Consider the following 17,255-nt stretch of genomic DNA (forward strand, 5'->3'; position numbering starts at 1 on the left):
TTAAACCACTTTTTTGAGCATATTCTTCAAGCGTTTTCCCGACACCTTCTGCTGTGCACCTAAGCTCTGCGCAAACAATGAAACACGGTATTCTTGTAAGGTCATCAAAAATTCTTGATGGGCAAGGGTGAAAATAGACGCATCTTCACACAGTTGATAAAACGGCTCGCTGATTTCGTGTAATTGGCTGAGTTTATCGGCTTCTTTTTGCGGTGAATGCAGGGCGGTTTCCAAGCGTAGCTTAAGGGCTTCTAAATAGCGGGGATAGTGTTTTAGTTGATCGAGGCGGACAATTCTTAAAAAATCGCCGTAGATTAAATAATCGAGTTCTCGGATCATATCGGCATAGCTTTCATCACTCAGCGACTCGCTGTGATCTTCGATGGCTTGCCAGATCTCGTACCACTTGATTAAAACCTGATTTAAAATTTCCAGCCATTGATAAACATCGCGGTAGAGATTCGAAGACAGCTGTTGGGCGAGTTGATCAAACTCAGTCTGGCTTCGGACGGTTTGATGTTCAATAATAGCGGCTTCCAGTCTGGCATCAATCACTGCCTCGATAAACTTTTTATCTGTACCGAGACTGTCCCAGGCCAGGTTAGCTTTTAGGTCAGGGTTGATTTTCTGGCATTGCTTGGTGATTTTCGGATATTTAAGCTGTATCAGGCGTTTAATACCTTGCGTGTGTTCTTGTTTGGCCTGTTCTTCGGTTTCAAAAAATCGCAAACCCACGGCATCTTGCTGATCTACCACGGCCGGATAAGCCGGTAGCCCATTATCCAGGGTGACCATCGGTTCGATGGTTTCAAACACCCAATCCGTGGCGCCATTAATTTGCCGGTTTTCGCTGGCAGATTTTTGGAAGCTGACATTGGCGGCTTGTTGATGTTCGCCTTGCATCTCTTTGAAGCTTCGGCCTTGATAAACAGTTTTATTTTTGCGGTTTTTCACTTCATAGCGAAAGCGCAGATGGGGTGGCAGTTCCACGTCCTGCCAGTCTTCAACGGTGGTTTCCAGGCCATTTTTCTGCCGGACAATGGCCACCAGTTGCTGGTAAAAGTCACGGTCATGTTCTAACAACGCCACAATAATTTCGGCATAATGATTCACAGGTATTAAACCTCGCCGAAGACTTTTTGGCAGACCTTTGATTAAAGCCACTACCTTTTCCTGGATTAAACCGGGCACCAGAAATTCAAAATCATTACTATTTAAGGCATTAATCCACGCCAGTTTCAGGTGTGCTGTAACACCGTCATCTTGTTGTTCGGGTGCGAACACATAACTCAGTGGGATAGCCAGTTGTCGGATCTGGATATGATCAGGGAATTGTTCCTGTTCGGGTGTTTGTGCCTGGTTTTGGTAGAAATCTTCGGCTTTAAAATGAAGTGGGTTGCCGGTTTGTTTTTTTAACCATTTTTTGAGCAATGGTTCAGAATAAATGCCTTCGGGGATCCGTTCATCATACAATTGATACAAAGCAGCCGGCTCAATCAGTAAGTCACGTTTACGGTGGCGGTCTTCTTCAGCTTCAATTTCAGCCATAAGCCGACTGTTGTGCCGGTAAAACTCCATGCGGGTGTTTAACTGGCGTGCCACTAATCCATGCTCAATAAATATCTGACGACTTGTTTCAGGGTCTTCAGGCCCATAATGCACACGCTCACGTTCTGTTAAATTTAAGCCTAATAATGTGCTGCGGCGATAACCCATGACCGAGCCCTGCTTTTTTGACCAATAGGGATCGTAATAACTGTGCTTGATTAAATGGGCCCCGGCACGGCTGATTTGCTCCACAGTAACCTGCCCCACCATGCGGGCATAAACCTGACTGGTGTGGACAATTTCAGCGGCCACCACCCATTGTGGCATGCGGTTAAATAACACCGAGCCCGGAAACAGCATAAACTTTTTATTCCGGGTTCCCATATAAATACGTTCATTGTGAAACTGACCAATGTGCGAAATAAAACCGCATAAAATGGCTTCGTGTTGACTGTCCTGAGTTGACTGCCCGGAATTTAAGGTTAATTTTTGTTGCTTGGCCAGTTGTGACAGTTGTCGGTGAACATCTTTCCACTCCATGTATTTTTTGATGCTGATGAAATTTTTTCGACACCAGTCTTTAAATTGTTTATTGCCGAGCTCTTTACGCGTTTGAGCCAATAGTCGCCACAAGTTTAGAATACCGGTAAAATCAGAATGATCATCGTGGTATTTCTGATGGGCTTTGTCGGCAGCCTTGGCCGCATCCAGCGGACGCTCTCTGGGGTCTTGTACCGCCAGCATGGACACCATAATCAGAATTTCTTTTAAACAACCCAGTTCACCGGCGGCCAGTAAAATACGGGACAACTGCACATCCAGCGGCAGGTGTGCCATCTTGCGACCGATGTCGGTTAATTGCCGGCCTTCATCAATGGCTTTCAGTTCTTGCAACAACTGATAGCCATCAGCGATTTGTTTAAAGTCGGGGCTGTCGATAAACGGAAAGTCTTCTAAATCACCTAATCGGAGGATTTGGGTCTGCAAGATAACCGCCGCCAGTGAAGTCCTTAATATTTCAGCATCGGTGTGTTCAGGCCGCGATTCAAAATCCGTTTCACTGTACAGCCGATAACAATGGCCCGGGGCAATCCGCCCACACCGGCCCTGACGCTGGTTGGCGCTGTCCTGGGCAATCGCTTCCACCTGCAGTCCTTGTATTTTACTGCGGGCCGAATAACGACTGATTCGGGCCAGTCCGCTGTCAATCACCGCATGAATCCTTGGCACCGTAAGTGAGGTTTCAGCCACATTGGTACTGACAATGATGCGGCGTTTATCACCGGGGTTAAAAATCGCCATTTGTTGTGCAGCGGTTAAACGGGCATACAGGGGCAAAATTTCGGTATTGGGCAAATGCTTTTTCTTTAAGCGATCGATGGTGTCATTGATTTCACGCTCACCGGGTAAAAACACCAGTATGTCGCCGGTTTTTTTCTCTTTGTAAAATTCATCCACCGCGCGCGCAATCGCCTCTTCCATGTCAATACCGAGTACTTCAGGGGGGCGGTAATGGGTGGTCACAGGATAAGAACGCCCGGAAACATTGATAATCGGTGCATCATCAAAATGGGCACTGAATTTCTCGGTATCAATGGTGGCCGATGTGATAATCACTTTTAAATCTGGTCGTTTTGATAACAGCTTTTTCAGAAAACCCAGCAGAAAATCAATGTTTAAACTGCGCTCATGGGCTTCATCAATAATAATTGTATCGTAGTCATTCAGCCATTTATCACGCAAGGTTTGTTGTAATAAAATACCATCGGTCATAAAGCGAATAAAACCGTCTTCGCTGTAGCGCTCATCAAACCGCACCTGATACCCGACCGCTTGACCCAACGCTACGGACAATTCTTCACTGACCCGCGCAGCCACCGATTTGGCAGCGATGCGGCGTGGTTGGGTACAGGCAATTTGTCCGAATTGACCGAAGCCAGCCTGCAGACATATTTTGGGGATTTGGGTGGTTTTACCGGAGCCGGTTTCTCCGGCGATGATGGTGATCTGATGGTCCTGAATGGTTTGGCGGATTTTATCTGCCTGATCAGAGACCGGCAGGTCAGCCGCCAAGGTCACCTGAGGACGCTGATTCTGGCGATTTAAAAAAGACTGATGTGCTTGGTCAATCGCTGTCAGGGCTTTATTTTTTTGGGCTGTATTTTTGGCTTTTTTTAAGGCCGATTTCAACCGATAATAATCGCTACGCAACAGCGATTTCTGCATATTTTGCAGCAGACGTGAGGTGGCTTCATTCATGAACAGTGGCTATTGTTCTGATTCAGACGGATGTGGCTGCCGTGGAAATTCTTTGATATACAAATCGTGCTGTGAAAAGGGGATTTCAATCTTAGCGGCATTCAGGGCTTCATAGACATCCATAAACAATTCATGACGCAACCGCCCCCGCAAAACCGGCTGTGCAATCCAGCACAACAATTCAAAATCCAATGATGAAGCCCCAAAGGCACGCATACGCACCCGCGGTGCAGGGTCGTCCAAGACCTCTCTGTGCGTCTCGGCACATTTTTTTAAGACCTCACAAACCCGACGTACATCTGCCCCATAAGCCACACCCACCGGAATGCGCACCCGGCTTTTCTCCCAGCGACCACCACTTTCATTCACCACTTTGGTGTTGCCGATGATGTTATTGGGGATGGTAATTTCAATATCATCCCGGGTTAACAATCGGGTGGATCGCATGCCCACCTGCGTCACCATGCCGCGTTCACCGGTGTCTAAATTAACATAATCACCAACCTTATAAGGTGTGTCGGCAATGATAAAAAAACCTGAAAATAAATTCGCCAGGGTATCTTTGGCAGCAAAACCCACGGCAATACCGATAACACCCGCGGATGCCAACCAGGCGGTCGGATCCACCCCCCACAACATCAGTAAAATATAAGAGCCAAGACCAATCAGCAGCAATTTACCAATTAAATCAAACAGCGGAATGGTTTTGGGTTGAATAATCTCGTATTTATGGGTCAGTTTGGAAACCGTGTTAAGTAATAAGGTAAGTATTTTAAACCCCCGAAACATCCAGACCAAAACCAACACAGAAGCCAAAAATCGAATAAGTCCACGCTCTAAACCGCTGCTTAAACCCACCGTTTTAATGGCAATACCGAGAAAGATAAAGAAAAGGGTCAAAAATATGGGGCGTTTAAGAATTTCAATAAGTTGATCATCCACCTCATTTTTTGATAATTTGGTGAGTTGGTTAAAGCTTTTGCTGAAGATAAAAACCGCAACTTTTGCCACCACATAACCCAAAGCGACAATCAGAACAAAACCCAGCAACGGAATTTGCTGTATATAATCCCAATAAGGTGACCAGCTGTCGGGAAGGTACTGATCAAATCCATTGAGTATGACCGTCATGTCCTGATCTTGTGTCGGGGTTGATTTGTCTTGCATCGTCAATCCACCAACTTAAGATGTCCCTGTTTCTTAGGTTTATTGGAATCACTGACAGACCGTTTTGGTTTGTTTTCGGGCGTGTCATTATATTCTGCATCTGACATATCCGGATCCACGTCAAACATCATGCCCTGACTGTTTTCACGGGCATAGATGGCGGTTACGGCCGCCATCGGAATGACCACCAAAAATGGCCGGCCGGAAAAACGGGCACTGAAGGATATGACATCATCTTCCATCGCCAATCCCTGAGTGGCCGTCATGGAAATATTGAGCACCACTTTACCGTCTTCAATGGCGTTTTCAGGTACTTTTAATCCTTTGACACCGGCATCAGCCACCACCAAGGGGGTTAAGTTGTTATCGCTGATCCAACGATAAAGCGCTTCAATTAAATAGGGTTTAACGGGTGTCATGTTGTCATCAAAAATCAAATCGATACTCTCGTTCTGTTTCGGTGATACTGGTTCTAAAAGCATTGCTTTTAAACATCCGATGAGCGTACTTTCTTAAATCATCCGGTAAGCTCGGCCAGTCCACTCCGTAATATTCCAGCCGCCATAAAAATGGCACCAGATTGGTGTCCACCAGCGACATGTCATCATGCAAAAAATAATCCTGCTGGGCGAACAAGGGACCGGCGGCACTGAGCTCTTCTGTTAACGCTTTTATCGCCTCGGTTTTTTTCTTACCGGTATTATTTTCAATTGCATCGACATAAGAAAACCAGCCTTGTTCCAGACGATACACAGTAAAACGTAACCGCGCACGGGTCATGGGATCCGGTGGTAACAACGGTGGATGCGGATAACGCTCATCCAGATATTCTGTTATCACCTGAACACCAAATATGTGCATGTCACGATCCACCAGATGGGGAATTTCTAAATCCGGATTATGCGCAATCAAGTCCTCTGGCGGGTTATTCTTATCAATCGAAATAATTTTACAGTTGATGTTTTTGGTTGCCAGTAAAAAGCGAATTCTGTGTGAATCAAAAGCTTCTTTTTCTGAATAGATTGTAATGATTGATCGGCCACGTTCAATAGTTGACACCGGTTTTCTCCTTAAAGGTGAGATCCTATGAGGTCATGATAGAGATCTCGTTATTATACGCAAAAAGGGTTTTTGCGATCCTGTAAACCACGAAAAACCCTTGATTTTAGCAAATATTTAATGTTTTGTTAAATGTACTTTCTGAGCGCTTCGCACATTAATGAACATCTCGAAAATAATTCACCTTTAATAAGTACGCCAAAAAGGTAAACACCGCCACAAACAACAAAACCCACGGTGCATAAGACATGCGAATCAATTGTGCCGGCTCAGCTGAATAATCCAGAAAATTCACCAGATCACGAACCATATCTTTGTATTCCTCTTCATTAAGTTGCCCTTCTTCGATGGTTTCAAAACCCACAAACTCTTTGTGGTCCTCGCCCTGATCATCGGTGTGGGTCTCAAAGTTAGCCTTGCGGATACCTTGTAACTCCCACAGCACATGGGGCATGGAAGCATTGGGGAAGGTCAGGTTATTCCAGCCACTGGGTCGGCTCGAATCCACATAAAAATTGATCATATAATTATACAACCAATCAACACCTCGGGCTTTGGCAATCACGGTTAAATCCGGTGGCGCTTTACCAAACCATTGTTCACCCTGTTCCCGGGTCATGGTGTGGGTCATTTTATCGGCAAATTTAGCATCAGTTAATACCAAAGATTCCATCATTTCATCTTCGGTTAACCCCAAGTCTTCAGCCACGCGGTTATAGCGCTGAAATTCCATTGAATGGCACCCCAGGCAATAATTCATGTAGGTTTTAGCACCTTTTTGCAAAGATGACTGAGACTTGATGTTGGTGTTGGCCGGTTCACCGATGTAAGCACCACCGGCGGCAGAAACCAGCGAAGCAAACATCAGACAGGCCAGGGTTAAAGTTACTTTTTTCATCATTTTTCTATCCTCTCAGGGACTTCGTGGTAGATCTCATTGCGACTGTAAAAGAATAACCAGACAAAATAGAAGAAGTAAAATCCGGTCAAGATTTGGGCCATTAATTTTTGCAATACACTGCCCGATTGCATACCCAGCCAACCAAGCACCACAAATGAAATGGCAAACAAACTCAGCATAAGCTTATAAGGCCAGCGGCGGTAACGGATTGATTTCACCGGAGACCGGTCTAACCAGGGCAGGAAGAACAATACCACAATCGCCAGCGCCATAATCAAGGCACCCATTTGCATGTCAGGCACCGCTCGCAACATGGCGTAAAACGGCGTGAAATACCACACCGGTTTGATGTGCTCGGGTGTTGAAGAGGGATCCGCCGGCACATAGTTATCATGCTCTAAGAACAAACCGCCCATATCCGGCTTAACAAAGACGATAAACAGGAATATCAATAAAAACATACCCACACCAAAGATATCTTTCACGGTGTAGTAAGGATGGAATGGAATGCCGTCTTTGGGCACGCCGTTTTCATCTTTGTGTTTTTTAATGTCAACACCTTCGGGGTTATTAGAACCTACGGTGTGTAAGGCGGCCAGATGTAATACCACCAAAACCAGAATAACCAGTGGTAAAGCCACCACATGCAGGGCAAAGAAGCGGTTTAAGGTGGCATCGGAAATCAGGTAATCCCCCCGCACCCATTCAACCAATGCATCACCCACCCAAGGCACGGCAGCAAATAACTGGGTAATCACTTTGGCACCCCAGTAAGACATGTTACCCCATGGCAACACGTAACCCATAAAGGCTTCAGCCATCAGTGCCAGGTAAATAATCATACCAAAAACCCAGATCAGTTCACGCGGTTTTTTGTACGAACCGTACAACAGACCACGAAACATATGCAGGTAAATCACAATAAAAAAGGCCGAGGCGCCGGTGGTGTGCAGATACCGGATTAACCACCCCCAGGGTACATCGCGCATGATGTATTCAACCATACCAAACGCCTGATCGGCGTCAGGTTTGTAATGCATCGTCAGCCAGATACCGGTTAAAATCTGATTCACCAGAACCAACAAGGCCAGAGAACCGAAAAAGTACCAGAAATTAAAGTTTTTCGGGGCGTAATACTCTGACAAATGGTCTTTATAGAATTGCGTCACCGGTAAGCGCTGATTAAACCAGTCCATCAGACTGTTGCGGCTTTTTGTTCTTGAACTTGCTATTTTACCCATCAGGCTGTGCCTCCATCAGTACCAATTTCGATGATGTTTTCATCCAAAAATGTGTAAGGGGGAATGTCCAGATTACGGCTTGCCGGTGAACCTTTATAAACCCGTCCGGAAATATCAAACCGTGAGTTGTGACATGGACAATAAAAACCGCCCTGCCATTCGCTGTCAAAGGATTGCGGCACCAGATCGGGATAATATTTTGGCGAACAGCCCAGGTGCGTACAAATACCAATCACAACCAGTAAATTCTGACGTTTGGCGCGGAATTTGCTGTCAATAAAATCAGGCTGGATACTGGTTTCATCATTCGGATCTTTTAACCGATCATCCAGAGAATCCAGCACAGCAGTTTGCTTTTCTGTTCGGTTAACGATAAAAACCGGCTGGCCTCGCCACAGGACGTTGATCATTTGACCCGGTTCAATCTTGGAAATATCTGTTTTAACCGGACTGCCGGCCGCTTTGGCCCGTTCCGATGGTAGCCATGATTTAATAAAAGGCACGGCAGCAAAACCGGCACCGATGACGCCGACTGCAGAGGTACCCATTAACAAATTACGGCGGCTTTTATTGACATTATCAGTCATTGAATTAACCCCTAATGTGATAAAACTCACGGCAGCTGACCAACAGGCCAGAGGCTTGAGCTAAAAAAGTAGTGTGAATAAACTCGCGCAATTTTACAAGATTTTAAGGTTTTTTCATAGCCATACCGTGAGATTATCCTGATATTTGAACGTTTAACCGGTTAAATCAAAACCATTATCATTTGCCGTCAGATTTGTTTTTAATCAATGCCAGAATTTGGTTCCTCGCTTCCTGCAAAACAGAATCCCGATCCAGTTCTTTGAGAATTTTCATGGCCACTTTTTTGGGGCCGTCTTCTCCCCAGGAATAACCGGATTTAAAATAATGGGTTGCGATTTGCCCGACCAGATAAGTGGCGTAATAAGCCAGTGAACCCTGTGCCACTGCGGTCACCGAGGTGGACAAGCCGACGCTCACTGTTTTCAAGGCAGAGGACAATAAATTAACACCCCAAACAGCGCCCATTAACAGCGCCAACTGGGTCATAATGGTCACCGCCAGACGGGTGGCCTCTGCCCGCCCCATGGGCAGTCCGTATAATTTTGACAATTGTCGGATCATGGCCACATCGACACCCGCCGCCACCAGCAAGTCAGCAACCGGAATGGGGTTAAAAGCCACGCCCACACCTTTGGCCATGCAATGGGTGCGGATTATTTTGTCTGCTGCCAGGCGGCGGGCGGCCACCATTTTATCGGCAATCTGGTCACTGATCTGACCGGCAAATATTCCGGCATTGATGGCGGTCAATGCTTTACCCTCTTTATCCAGCAACTGCCACAAAGCCTGCTTCACGGCATCGGTATCCGGTGAACGCTTGCGGTAGTCCACCTGCTCCTCACCGGGTGCGTTGCAACTAATCACTTTAATTGGCCGCGGATCGGCGCTGGCGGTGACCACCGCATGACACAAACCTGCCAATTTTTGTTCAACCGAGGCTTTTAATTGCGCCAATTCATTTTCGGGGTACAAGTCGGCTTTATTGATTACCACAATCACCAGCCGATGCGGGTTACTGATGGCTTTTAACTGGTTTAATTCTGATGCACTGACATCACCGTCAATCACAAACAACATCACATCGGCAAGACGGGCTGCATCGCGGGCCATCTGTTCACGTTCCTCACCGCCCAATTCATCGGTCCCGGGGGTGTCAATCAGTACCATCGACTGATCCCGACGGGTTGGCCAATCCATGGGCCGACTGTGCTTGGTTTCACCATGCAAAGGGCTGACTGAAAAGTAATCGCTGCCGGACAAGGCATTGAGCAAAGATGATTTGCCGGTGCTGACCCGGCCGAAGGCCACAATATGGACCGCACTTTTGTCGAGTTTTTCAATCAGTTGCTCAAGCTGTTGATACTCACCGGACAGTTGTTGACGCACAGCCGCGGGAATACGTTTGTCATACAACAGCTTGCGCAAACTGTCCGCGGTTTTCTGTTCGGGATTTGCCTGCGGTGACACCGCCTCGACAACCGGTCTGTCATTAACCCCGTTGTCTCGATGTGACTTATGGTCGGCTTGTTTTTTTGGCTTTGACGGCGAGCGCCATTTGCGCCAGATTTTTTGCCATTTTGTCAGAAGATCCAAGTAAATTATCCTCAAAAGTTAGTTTCGTTTGTTCCGTGTCTAAGCGACCGGTTTCAGTCAGGGTGGTCATCACAGCCCGCCCCAGAGCATTAAAAATAAGCCCGTACGCCACCGCATGTAACAATCCGCCGGTGATGGTGCCAAGACCGGGAAATGATTTTAGGGCATTGCCGGACACTGCCAGCACCATCGAGGTGGATGTTTTCAGTTTGCTGCCGGCCGCCCTTAAAACATCGTCAATCTGCAATTGCTTCACAGGCACCTGATAAATCTGGCACAATTCTTTAAGCATTTGACTGCCAATGGCGCCCTGGATAATGATATCAGAACCCGGTGCAATCGAAGCCATGGCACCGACCATGGCACGTTTGCTGTGGCGCTCGATGGTCCGCAGTGCAACCGTTTCATTGTGTTCGGCGGTGGCTGCACTTAGCTTTTGTTCGGCCAACATCAACAATCCGGCATCACGAAAACGATGCAGACTGTCCGCATTATCTTTGAGCACCTGCTGTAAAGCCTGTATTAACGGCTCAATATCCACAGACCTGGGTACCGTTTCAGTCACTTGACGGCCATCAGGCCGTGTTTTTATCACGGTTTCATGGCCGCCGGTTGAGATGCTGACCACCGGATAACGGGCATCCACTTTGGCGCTGATGGCATGTTTAACGCGCGCCAGTTCCTGTTCACTGTAACGGTCAGATTTATTCAGCGCAATCACCATCGGCTTGTGCCATTTTTTTAAGGCCTGAAAAAAATCCATCTCGGTGCGGGTGAAATCACTGTTTAAGATAAACACCACCACATGAGCGCGCTGGCCCTCTGTCACCGCCAGCTGCGCTAACTGCTCCTGTTGCACCGCATCAAATCCGGGTAAATCGGTGATTTCCAGATTTTCATATTGATAACGCAACACCTCAAGGGTGGTGCCTTTGATCACATCTATGTCGGTTCTGGCTTCGGGCATCAGTGCCTGAACAAAAGATGATTTACCACTGGAAGCCTGACCTAACAAACAAATATAAAATCGCTGATTGTCTCTTCGGCGCGCCAGCTCATCGAGTTCTTGCCGGGCTTGTGAAGTATCAACACCGCGTTGTTCAGCCGCTTCCAAAGCCTGTTGCAAGCCTGGCTCATCGACAACCTGTGGTTTTTTGTTCTGCGGATCTTTGGGTACTGCCCACTTAAACCACAGCCACAAGGGCAAAGCCGCCACAACCACTATCGCCAGGCCGTATAACATCCAAAACCACAGCGGCGCTTGCTGCAGATAATGCCAGATGCTCAGCAGTTTTTCAGCCAACACCAATAACAACAACAGTAATACCAGGCCGATGACCAATAAGACCGCTGCCAGCAGTGATTTAGAATTTAATTTCATGGGATTATTATAGTATCTGCCAGTCTAAAGTAAAAACCGCCATTGGTCATAATATCTGTCCGTTTAAACCTTTTTGCTTGAATTTTATACTGAACGACCCATTTTAGGGGATACCTCAACATTCCCGACACCATGAAAGAATCCATGCACAATTACCGCGGTACCACCATTGTCAGTTACCGCAACAAACACCAGGTGGTTATTGGCGGCGACGGTCAGGTTACCCTGGGCAACACCATCATGAAATCCAATGCCCGTAAAATTCGCCGACTGTACAACAATAAAGTACTGGCCGGTTTTGCCGGCGCCACCGCCGATGCTTTTACCCTGTTTGAGGTTTTTGAAGGCAAACTCGAAAAACATTCCGGTCATTTGACGCGCTCGGCGGTGGAAATGGCTAAGGAATGGCGCACTGATCGCCGACTGGGTCGCTTAGAAGCTTTGTTGGCGGTGGCCGATAAAACCACTTCTCTGATTATTTCCGGTAACGGTGATGTCATTGAACCGGAGCATGGTTTGATTGCCATCGGCTCCGGCGGACCCTTTGCCCAGGCAGCGGCCCTGGCGATGATGAAGAACAGTGAAATACCGGCGGATCAACTGGTTAAAGAGGCCTTAACCATTGCCGGCGATATTTGTATCTACACCAACCACAACCACACCATTGAAACATTAGATTTATAAGGAAACCTTATGTCGAACAACATGACACCCCGAGAAATCGTCCAGGAGCTGGACAAACACATCATTGGTCAAAGTCAGGCCAAACGCGCGGTTGCCATTGCCTTGCGTAATCGCTGGCGACGTATGCAACTGGATCCACAGCTGGCCAAAGAAATCACCCCGAAAAATATTTTAATGATTGGCCCCACCGGTGTCGGTAAAACTGAAATTGCCCGACGGCTGGCGGTGTTGGCTGATGCGCCGTTTATTAAAGTCGAATCCACCAAATTCACCGAAGTCGGCTACGTGGGAAAAGACGTGGAATCCATCATCCGCGATTTGGTGGAAACGTCAATGAAACGGACCCGCGAAGCGGCCAAACGAAAAGTGGTGAAAAAAGCCGAAGCCGCTGCCGAACAGCGTATTTTGGATTATTTGCTGCCGCAACGCAGTGAACCGTCCACCCTGCCCGGCGAAACCGACGCCCCACGTGAGAACGCCACCCGTCAAAAATTCCTGGAACGCTTACGCAACGGTGATTTGGAAGACAAGGAAATTGAAATTAAAGTCAGCCAGAACCTCGGTGTCGATATCATGGGACCACCCGGCATGGAAGAAATGACTGACCAACTGCAAAGTATGTTTGAGAGTATGGGTCGCAAAAAAACCCAGACAAAAAAACTCACCATCAAAGCCGCGCGTCCTATTCTGGTAGAAGAAGAAGCACAAAAACTGGTTAATGAAGAAGAAATTAAGCACCAGGCTTTGCAGAATGCCGAACAAAACGGCATCGTATTTCTGGATGAAATTGACAAAGTGGCCAAAGGCAGCGGTTTGGGTGATTCCGGTCAGGTGTCACGCGAAGGCGTGCAGCGTGATTTATTGCCTTTAATTGAAGGCACCGTGGTCAACACCAAATACGGGCAGATTAAAACCGATTATATTTTATTTGTGGCCTCGGGGGCTTTTCACCTGGCTAAACCCTCTGATTTAATCCCCGAACTGCAAGGCCGTTTACCGATTCGGGTCGAACTGCGGGCCTTAACCAGCGAAGATTTTGAACGCATCCTGACCGAACCAAAACATTCCTTAACCGAACAGTACAAAGCCCTGATCGGTACTGAAGATGTGGACCTGGTGTTTACTGAAGACGGCATTAAACGCATTGCCGAAATTTCTTATTCAGTGAATGAAACCACCGAAAACATCGGCGCCAGACGCTTACACACCGTACTCGAAAAAATTCTCGATGAAGTGGCTTTTGTGGCCAGCGACAATGCCGGTAAAGATTATGTCATTAACGCCGAACTGGTCGATAAAACCGTGGGTGAACTGGCCAAAAATGAAGATTTAAGCCGTTATATTTTGTAAGCAAAACTTGTGAACCCAATAATTTAAAGGGATAATGAACCCCTTTTTTAAAAAATAACAAATGATGAATAATTTATTGCGTAACTCCTTATTACTGATAACCACTGCTTTTTTACTGGCGGCCTGTGGCGGCGATGAACCGGGACAGATTGATGCTTCGGATTTAGACAAAAATTCCCCAGACGGCGCTTTTTTACTGACCATGCACACGCTGGCGGACAGCGACCTTAAATCAGCCATCCAGAACAGCCTGTCTGAAGAAAAATACACTGAACTGGTCAGTGAGTTTGAAAGTCAGCAAAAACAACCCATGGACGAACAGCAAAAAATGCAGTTCAATCAGGCACTACAGATGATTAATCAGGATAATGCTGAGGAGCAAATCTATAACATGATTGCACCACAATTGACACAAATACGTGCTTTTATGCCGATGATGCTGATGGGCGCCAAAGACCAGATTAGTCAGCAATTGGGTGGCGATCAGAACAGTTTAGCCCCACGCTGCAACAGCAATTCAGAAGTGGTGGACGGCACCGTCACCTGGATTATGGATAACGATATTTTGCAAGAAGACAAAGTCAAAAACAGCGTTGCAGAATTGGTCAAAACCGGACAGGGCCTGAACCTGTCTTCCGCTGATGACTTGCAAAAACTGGACTTCAACCAGGCGCTGGATATGGGTGGCGAAGTCTTGACCGGCTTTAAAAATGCTTTAAATGCCCATGGTATTGATGTCAACGGCATCTTACGTTCTGCTGAAGTCAGCGATGTCAACATCAGCGGAGATAAAGCCACTTTGATTGCCAGCTTTGAGGTATTCGGTAAAACCGCCTGTTCACAAGTGCACATGGCAAAAAGAGACGGCTTTTGGGTGATCAATCCCCAACCTTAATTAGTTATCGGGTGACCGTTCAGGTCACCCGTCATGACCATGTCATTGCTCAGTAAAATTCTCTATCTTCGGGTTCGGGTTGAATTCAGTCCCGATGACTTGACCACCCTTGAAGTGGACACGCAAAAACCCTTTATTTATGTGTTGTCGGCAGATTCCACCGTTTCAAGGAGTATTTTACGCGAAGAAATCAGGCGGGGTCATTTACCCAAACCGGTGGCTTTAACAAATCCCTCTGATGCCACAGGCACTTCCAAGAGCCATGATGTTTTGGCCAACAAAAAAATCACCGGATGGTTTCGTCGTCGGGTTGAATACAAACCTTTCGAGGAACAACTGAATGAACTGATTCAGATTATTCAGCACAACCCTGAAAAATCATTTCAGCTTATACCGGTGTCGGTGTTTTTAGGTCGGGCACCGGACAAAAACCACGGATTATTTAAAATTCTGTTCTCAGAGCGCTGGGGACTGACCGGTCGTTTGCGCAAATTTTTCAGCATTCTGGCCCATGGCAATCACACCCTGGTACGTTTAAGTCGTCCGATTCTGGTGGATAAAAATCTGGGCTCGGCTGACGATAACCCAACAGCACTGGCGCATAAACTATCACGGGTATTGCGCTTACATTTTAACCGCGTCAAAACCGCAGTGGTGGGTCAAGATTTATCACACCGGCGCACCATCGCCAAAAACATTTTATCGCGACCTGTGGTTCACAATGAAATTCAGCAATATGCACAACGCCAAAAAATAAGCCCCGAAAAAGCCCAACGCGAAGCCGAAAAAATTATTCGGGAAATTGCCGCTGATTATTCCTACAGCAGCATTCGTCTGATGCATAAGGTGTTCAGGTGGTTTTGGACCAAGGTTTATGATGGCGTTAAACTGAATTTTTATGCTGAATTTCGCAACCTCACCACCGAAAAAGAAATTATTTACACCCCTTGTCACCGCAGTCACATTGACTATTTGATTCTGTCCTATTCCCTGTATGAAAAAGGCTTGGTGCCGCCGCATATTGCCGCCGGCATCAATTTAAACCTGCCTGTCATCGGTCGGATTTTACGGGGGTCAGGCGCTTTTTTTATTCGTCGTTCCTTTAATTCAACACTGTATTCAACCATCTTTTCAGAGTACTTAAGTTCTTTAATCAGTCATGGTGTGTCGATTGAATATTTTATCGAGGGCACCCGCAGCCGCACCGGCCGTTTACTGCACCCCAAAGCCGGTATGCTGGCCATGACGGTGCGCAGTTATATTAATGAACGCGGCAAACCATTGGTTTTTATACCGGCCTCACTCAATTATGAAAAACTGATGGAAGGAGCATCCTACAAATCCGAACTGGGTGGTCAGGCCAAGAAAAAGGAGTCCATCGGCGGTTTGTTTAAAACCCTGAAACTTTTGAAAGATCAATACGGTCGCCTAACCGTGAACTTTGCCGAAGCCATTGAACTGGATGATTTATTAGATAAACACAAACCGGATTGGCGGGGTTTAAAGCTCGGTGTTAAAGAAAAACCAAGCTGGTTTAAGGCGGTGGTTTCTGAAGCCGGCAATTCGATTTTAACCCACATCAATGAGTCATCACATGTCAACCCGGTTAACTTATTGGCGGTCAGTTTACTGGCAACCCCCAACCAGGCAGCTTCGGTCACCAACCTGACCGCACAAATTCAGCTTTACAAAGACTTATTAACAGGTCTGCCGTACTCGAACCGAACCACTGTCACCGGTTTAAGCGAAGCTGAAATCATCAAACACGGTATTAAACTCGGTTTTATCGAACGGGTAGAGCATGATCTTGGGGATGTGATTCGAGTCAAATCAGACATGGGTGTGATGATGACTTATTACCGCAATAATGTCCTGCATCTGTTTGCGGCAAGTTCATTTATTGCCATGTTTTTTATTAATCAGGCCAAATACCCCCGCAAGGACCTGCTGCGCATCATGGCGATTATCTACCCCTACATCAAAAATGAACTGTTCTTAAAATGGAATCGCGAAGAATTTATTGAATACGGTCGCCGTACACTGCAGTTGTTTAAACAATATGATTTGCTGATTTCTGATGGTCGCCAGTTGCAACGCCATGTGGGCGGATCCCTGCAAGCCGGTAAACTGCGGGTGTTGGCCAATGCCCTGATGCAAACTTATGAACGCTTTTTTATTGTCATAGCGGTGCTTAAATCCAAAGGCTCCGGTGTATTAACCGCCAACGAACTGGAATTGCTGTGCCATCAAATTGCCAGCCAGCTCACACTCTTATACGAGTTTAATTCACCGGACTTTTTTGATAAAAATCTGTTTAAACATTTTATCAAACAGTTGGCAGAAGAAAACATTATTGAGATTGACGATACCGGCAAGATTATTCTCACCGATAATCTGGAACCGATGTACTTAGGCGCCAAAGCCATCCTTTCACGGCGCATACGACACAGTATTTTGTATCTTATTTAAAGGAGACCTCTGTATAAGTCGTGAATCATGTTAAAAAGTTTGAAAAGCTAAATTTCTGCGTTAGAAAACTAATCAATAGCCCCGCTATTACTCGCGTTTCCTGCCTTGAACTTTAGCTTT

Annotated in this window: 13 protein-coding genes; 4 read left to right on the forward strand and 9 right to left on the reverse strand. The window is 46.6% G+C overall.

The features are described from left to right. The 9 genes from hrpA to IEV16_RS02535 all read right to left on the reverse strand — a co-directional run bounded on the left by hrpA (position 1) and on the right by IEV16_RS02535 (position 11,737). Positions 1-3,807 carry an ATP-dependent RNA helicase HrpA gene (gene hrpA, locus IEV16_RS02495; RefSeq protein ID WP_188364097.1) on the reverse strand — a complete coding sequence of 1,269 codons (3,807 nt, stop codon included), beginning with the start codon at positions 3,805-3,807 and terminating at the stop codon, positions 1-3. 9 nt (positions 3,808-3,816) lie between these two features. Beyond that, the gene (locus IEV16_RS02500; RefSeq protein ID WP_229728219.1) at positions 3,817-4,974 is read right to left on the reverse strand and encodes a mechanosensitive ion channel family protein; all 1,158 of its coding nucleotides are present in this window, start codon (positions 4,972-4,974) and stop codon (positions 3,817-3,819) included. A 2-nt stretch (positions 4,975-4,976) separates the two neighbouring features. Further along, positions 4,977-5,393 carry a ClpXP protease specificity-enhancing factor gene (locus IEV16_RS02505; RefSeq protein ID WP_188364098.1) on the reverse strand — a complete coding sequence of 139 codons (417 nt, stop codon included), beginning with the start codon at positions 5,391-5,393 and terminating at the stop codon, positions 4,977-4,979. 7 nt (positions 5,394-5,400) lie between these two features. Further along, on the reverse strand, positions 5,401-6,033 hold the full coding sequence (locus tag IEV16_RS02510) for a glutathione S-transferase N-terminal domain-containing protein (RefSeq protein ID WP_188364099.1): 633 nt from the start codon (positions 6,031-6,033) through the stop codon (positions 5,401-5,403). A gap of 157 nt (positions 6,034-6,190) precedes the next feature. Continuing rightward, complete coding sequence (locus tag IEV16_RS02515) at positions 6,191-6,934, reverse strand: cytochrome c1 (protein ID WP_229728220.1); 744 nt, start codon at positions 6,932-6,934, stop codon at positions 6,191-6,193. Beyond that, positions 6,931-8,166 (reverse strand): cytochrome b, encoded by a 1,236-nt coding sequence (locus IEV16_RS02520; protein WP_443093941.1) that lies wholly within the window; start codon positions 8,164-8,166, stop codon positions 6,931-6,933. The genes IEV16_RS02515 and IEV16_RS02520 overlap by 4 nt, the downstream gene beginning before the upstream one ends. Before the next feature lie 8 nt (positions 8,167-8,174). Continuing rightward, positions 8,175-8,762 carry a ubiquinol-cytochrome c reductase iron-sulfur subunit gene (petA, locus tag IEV16_RS02525; protein ID WP_188364100.1) on the reverse strand — a complete coding sequence of 196 codons (588 nt, stop codon included), beginning with the start codon at positions 8,760-8,762 and terminating at the stop codon, positions 8,175-8,177. Between the two features lie 178 nt (positions 8,763-8,940). Continuing rightward, positions 8,941-10,356, reverse strand: a complete 1,416-nt coding sequence (locus IEV16_RS02530; RefSeq protein ID WP_188364101.1) for a YcjF family protein — start codon at positions 10,354-10,356, stop codon at positions 8,941-8,943. After that, complete coding sequence (locus IEV16_RS02535) at positions 10,277-11,737, reverse strand: GTPase (RefSeq protein WP_188364102.1); 1,461 nt, start codon at positions 11,735-11,737, stop codon at positions 10,277-10,279. The genes IEV16_RS02530 and IEV16_RS02535 overlap by 80 nt, the downstream gene beginning before the upstream one ends. A 132-nt stretch (positions 11,738-11,869) precedes the next feature. On the opposite strand from IEV16_RS02535, the gene hslV reads away from it, so the two are divergent. The 4 genes from hslV to plsB all read left to right on the forward strand — a co-directional run bounded on the left by hslV (position 11,870) and on the right by plsB (position 17,135). After that, entirely contained in the window at positions 11,870-12,421 is a 552-nt protein-coding gene (gene hslV, locus IEV16_RS02540) for an ATP-dependent protease subunit HslV (protein WP_443093938.1), read from the forward strand. Positions 12,422-12,430: 9 nt separating this feature from the next. Continuing rightward, the gene (gene hslU / locus IEV16_RS02545) at positions 12,431-13,771 is read left to right on the forward strand and encodes an ATP-dependent protease ATPase subunit HslU (protein ID WP_188364103.1); all 1,341 of its coding nucleotides are present in this window, start codon (positions 12,431-12,433) and stop codon (positions 13,769-13,771) included. Positions 13,772-13,832: 61 nt separating this feature from the next. Next, complete coding sequence (locus IEV16_RS02550) at positions 13,833-14,666, forward strand: hypothetical protein (RefSeq protein WP_188364104.1); 834 nt, start codon at positions 13,833-13,835, stop codon at positions 14,664-14,666. A 33-nt stretch (positions 14,667-14,699) separates the two neighbouring features. Continuing rightward, positions 14,700-17,135: a glycerol-3-phosphate 1-O-acyltransferase PlsB gene (gene plsB, locus IEV16_RS02555; protein WP_188364105.1), complete on the forward strand. Its 2,436-nt coding sequence runs from the start codon at positions 14,700-14,702 to the stop codon at positions 17,133-17,135. Positions 17,136-17,255 lie beyond the last annotated feature (120 nt).

Source organism: Marinicella pacifica (assembly GCF_014636635.1).
Classification (GTDB): Bacteria; Pseudomonadota; Gammaproteobacteria; order Xanthomonadales; family Marinicellaceae; genus Marinicella; species Marinicella pacifica.

Bases quoted from the DNA above. Each gene is read 5' to 3' on its own strand.
- hrpA (WP_188364097.1), bottom strand. From the start codon at position 3,807: ATGAATGAAGCCACCTCACGTCTGCTGCAAAATATGCAGAAATCGCTG.
- IEV16_RS02500 (WP_229728219.1), bottom strand. From the start codon at position 4,974: ATGCAAGACAAATCAACCCCGACACAAGATCAGGACATGACGGTCATA.
- IEV16_RS02505 (WP_188364098.1), bottom strand. From the start codon at position 5,393: ATGACACCCGTTAAACCCTATTTAATTGAAGCGCTTTATCGTTGGATC.
- IEV16_RS02515 (WP_229728220.1), bottom strand. From the start codon at position 6,934: ATGATGAAAAAAGTAACTTTAACCCTGGCCTGTCTGATGTTTGCTTCG.
- petA (WP_188364100.1), bottom strand. From the start codon at position 8,762: ATGACTGATAATGTCAATAAAAGCCGCCGTAATTTGTTAATGGGTACC.
- IEV16_RS02535 (WP_188364102.1), bottom strand. From the start codon at position 11,737: ATGAAATTAAATTCTAAATCACTGCTGGCAGCGGTCTTATTGGTCATC.
- hslV (WP_443093938.1), top strand. From the start codon at position 11,870: ATGAAAGAATCCATGCACAATTACCGCGGTACCACCATTGTCAGTTAC.
- hslU (WP_188364103.1), top strand. From the start codon at position 12,431: ATGTCGAACAACATGACACCCCGAGAAATCGTCCAGGAGCTGGACAAA.
- IEV16_RS02550 (WP_188364104.1), top strand. From the start codon at position 13,833: ATGATGAATAATTTATTGCGTAACTCCTTATTACTGATAACCACTGCT.
- plsB (WP_188364105.1), top strand. From the start codon at position 14,700: ATGACCATGTCATTGCTCAGTAAAATTCTCTATCTTCGGGTTCGGGTT.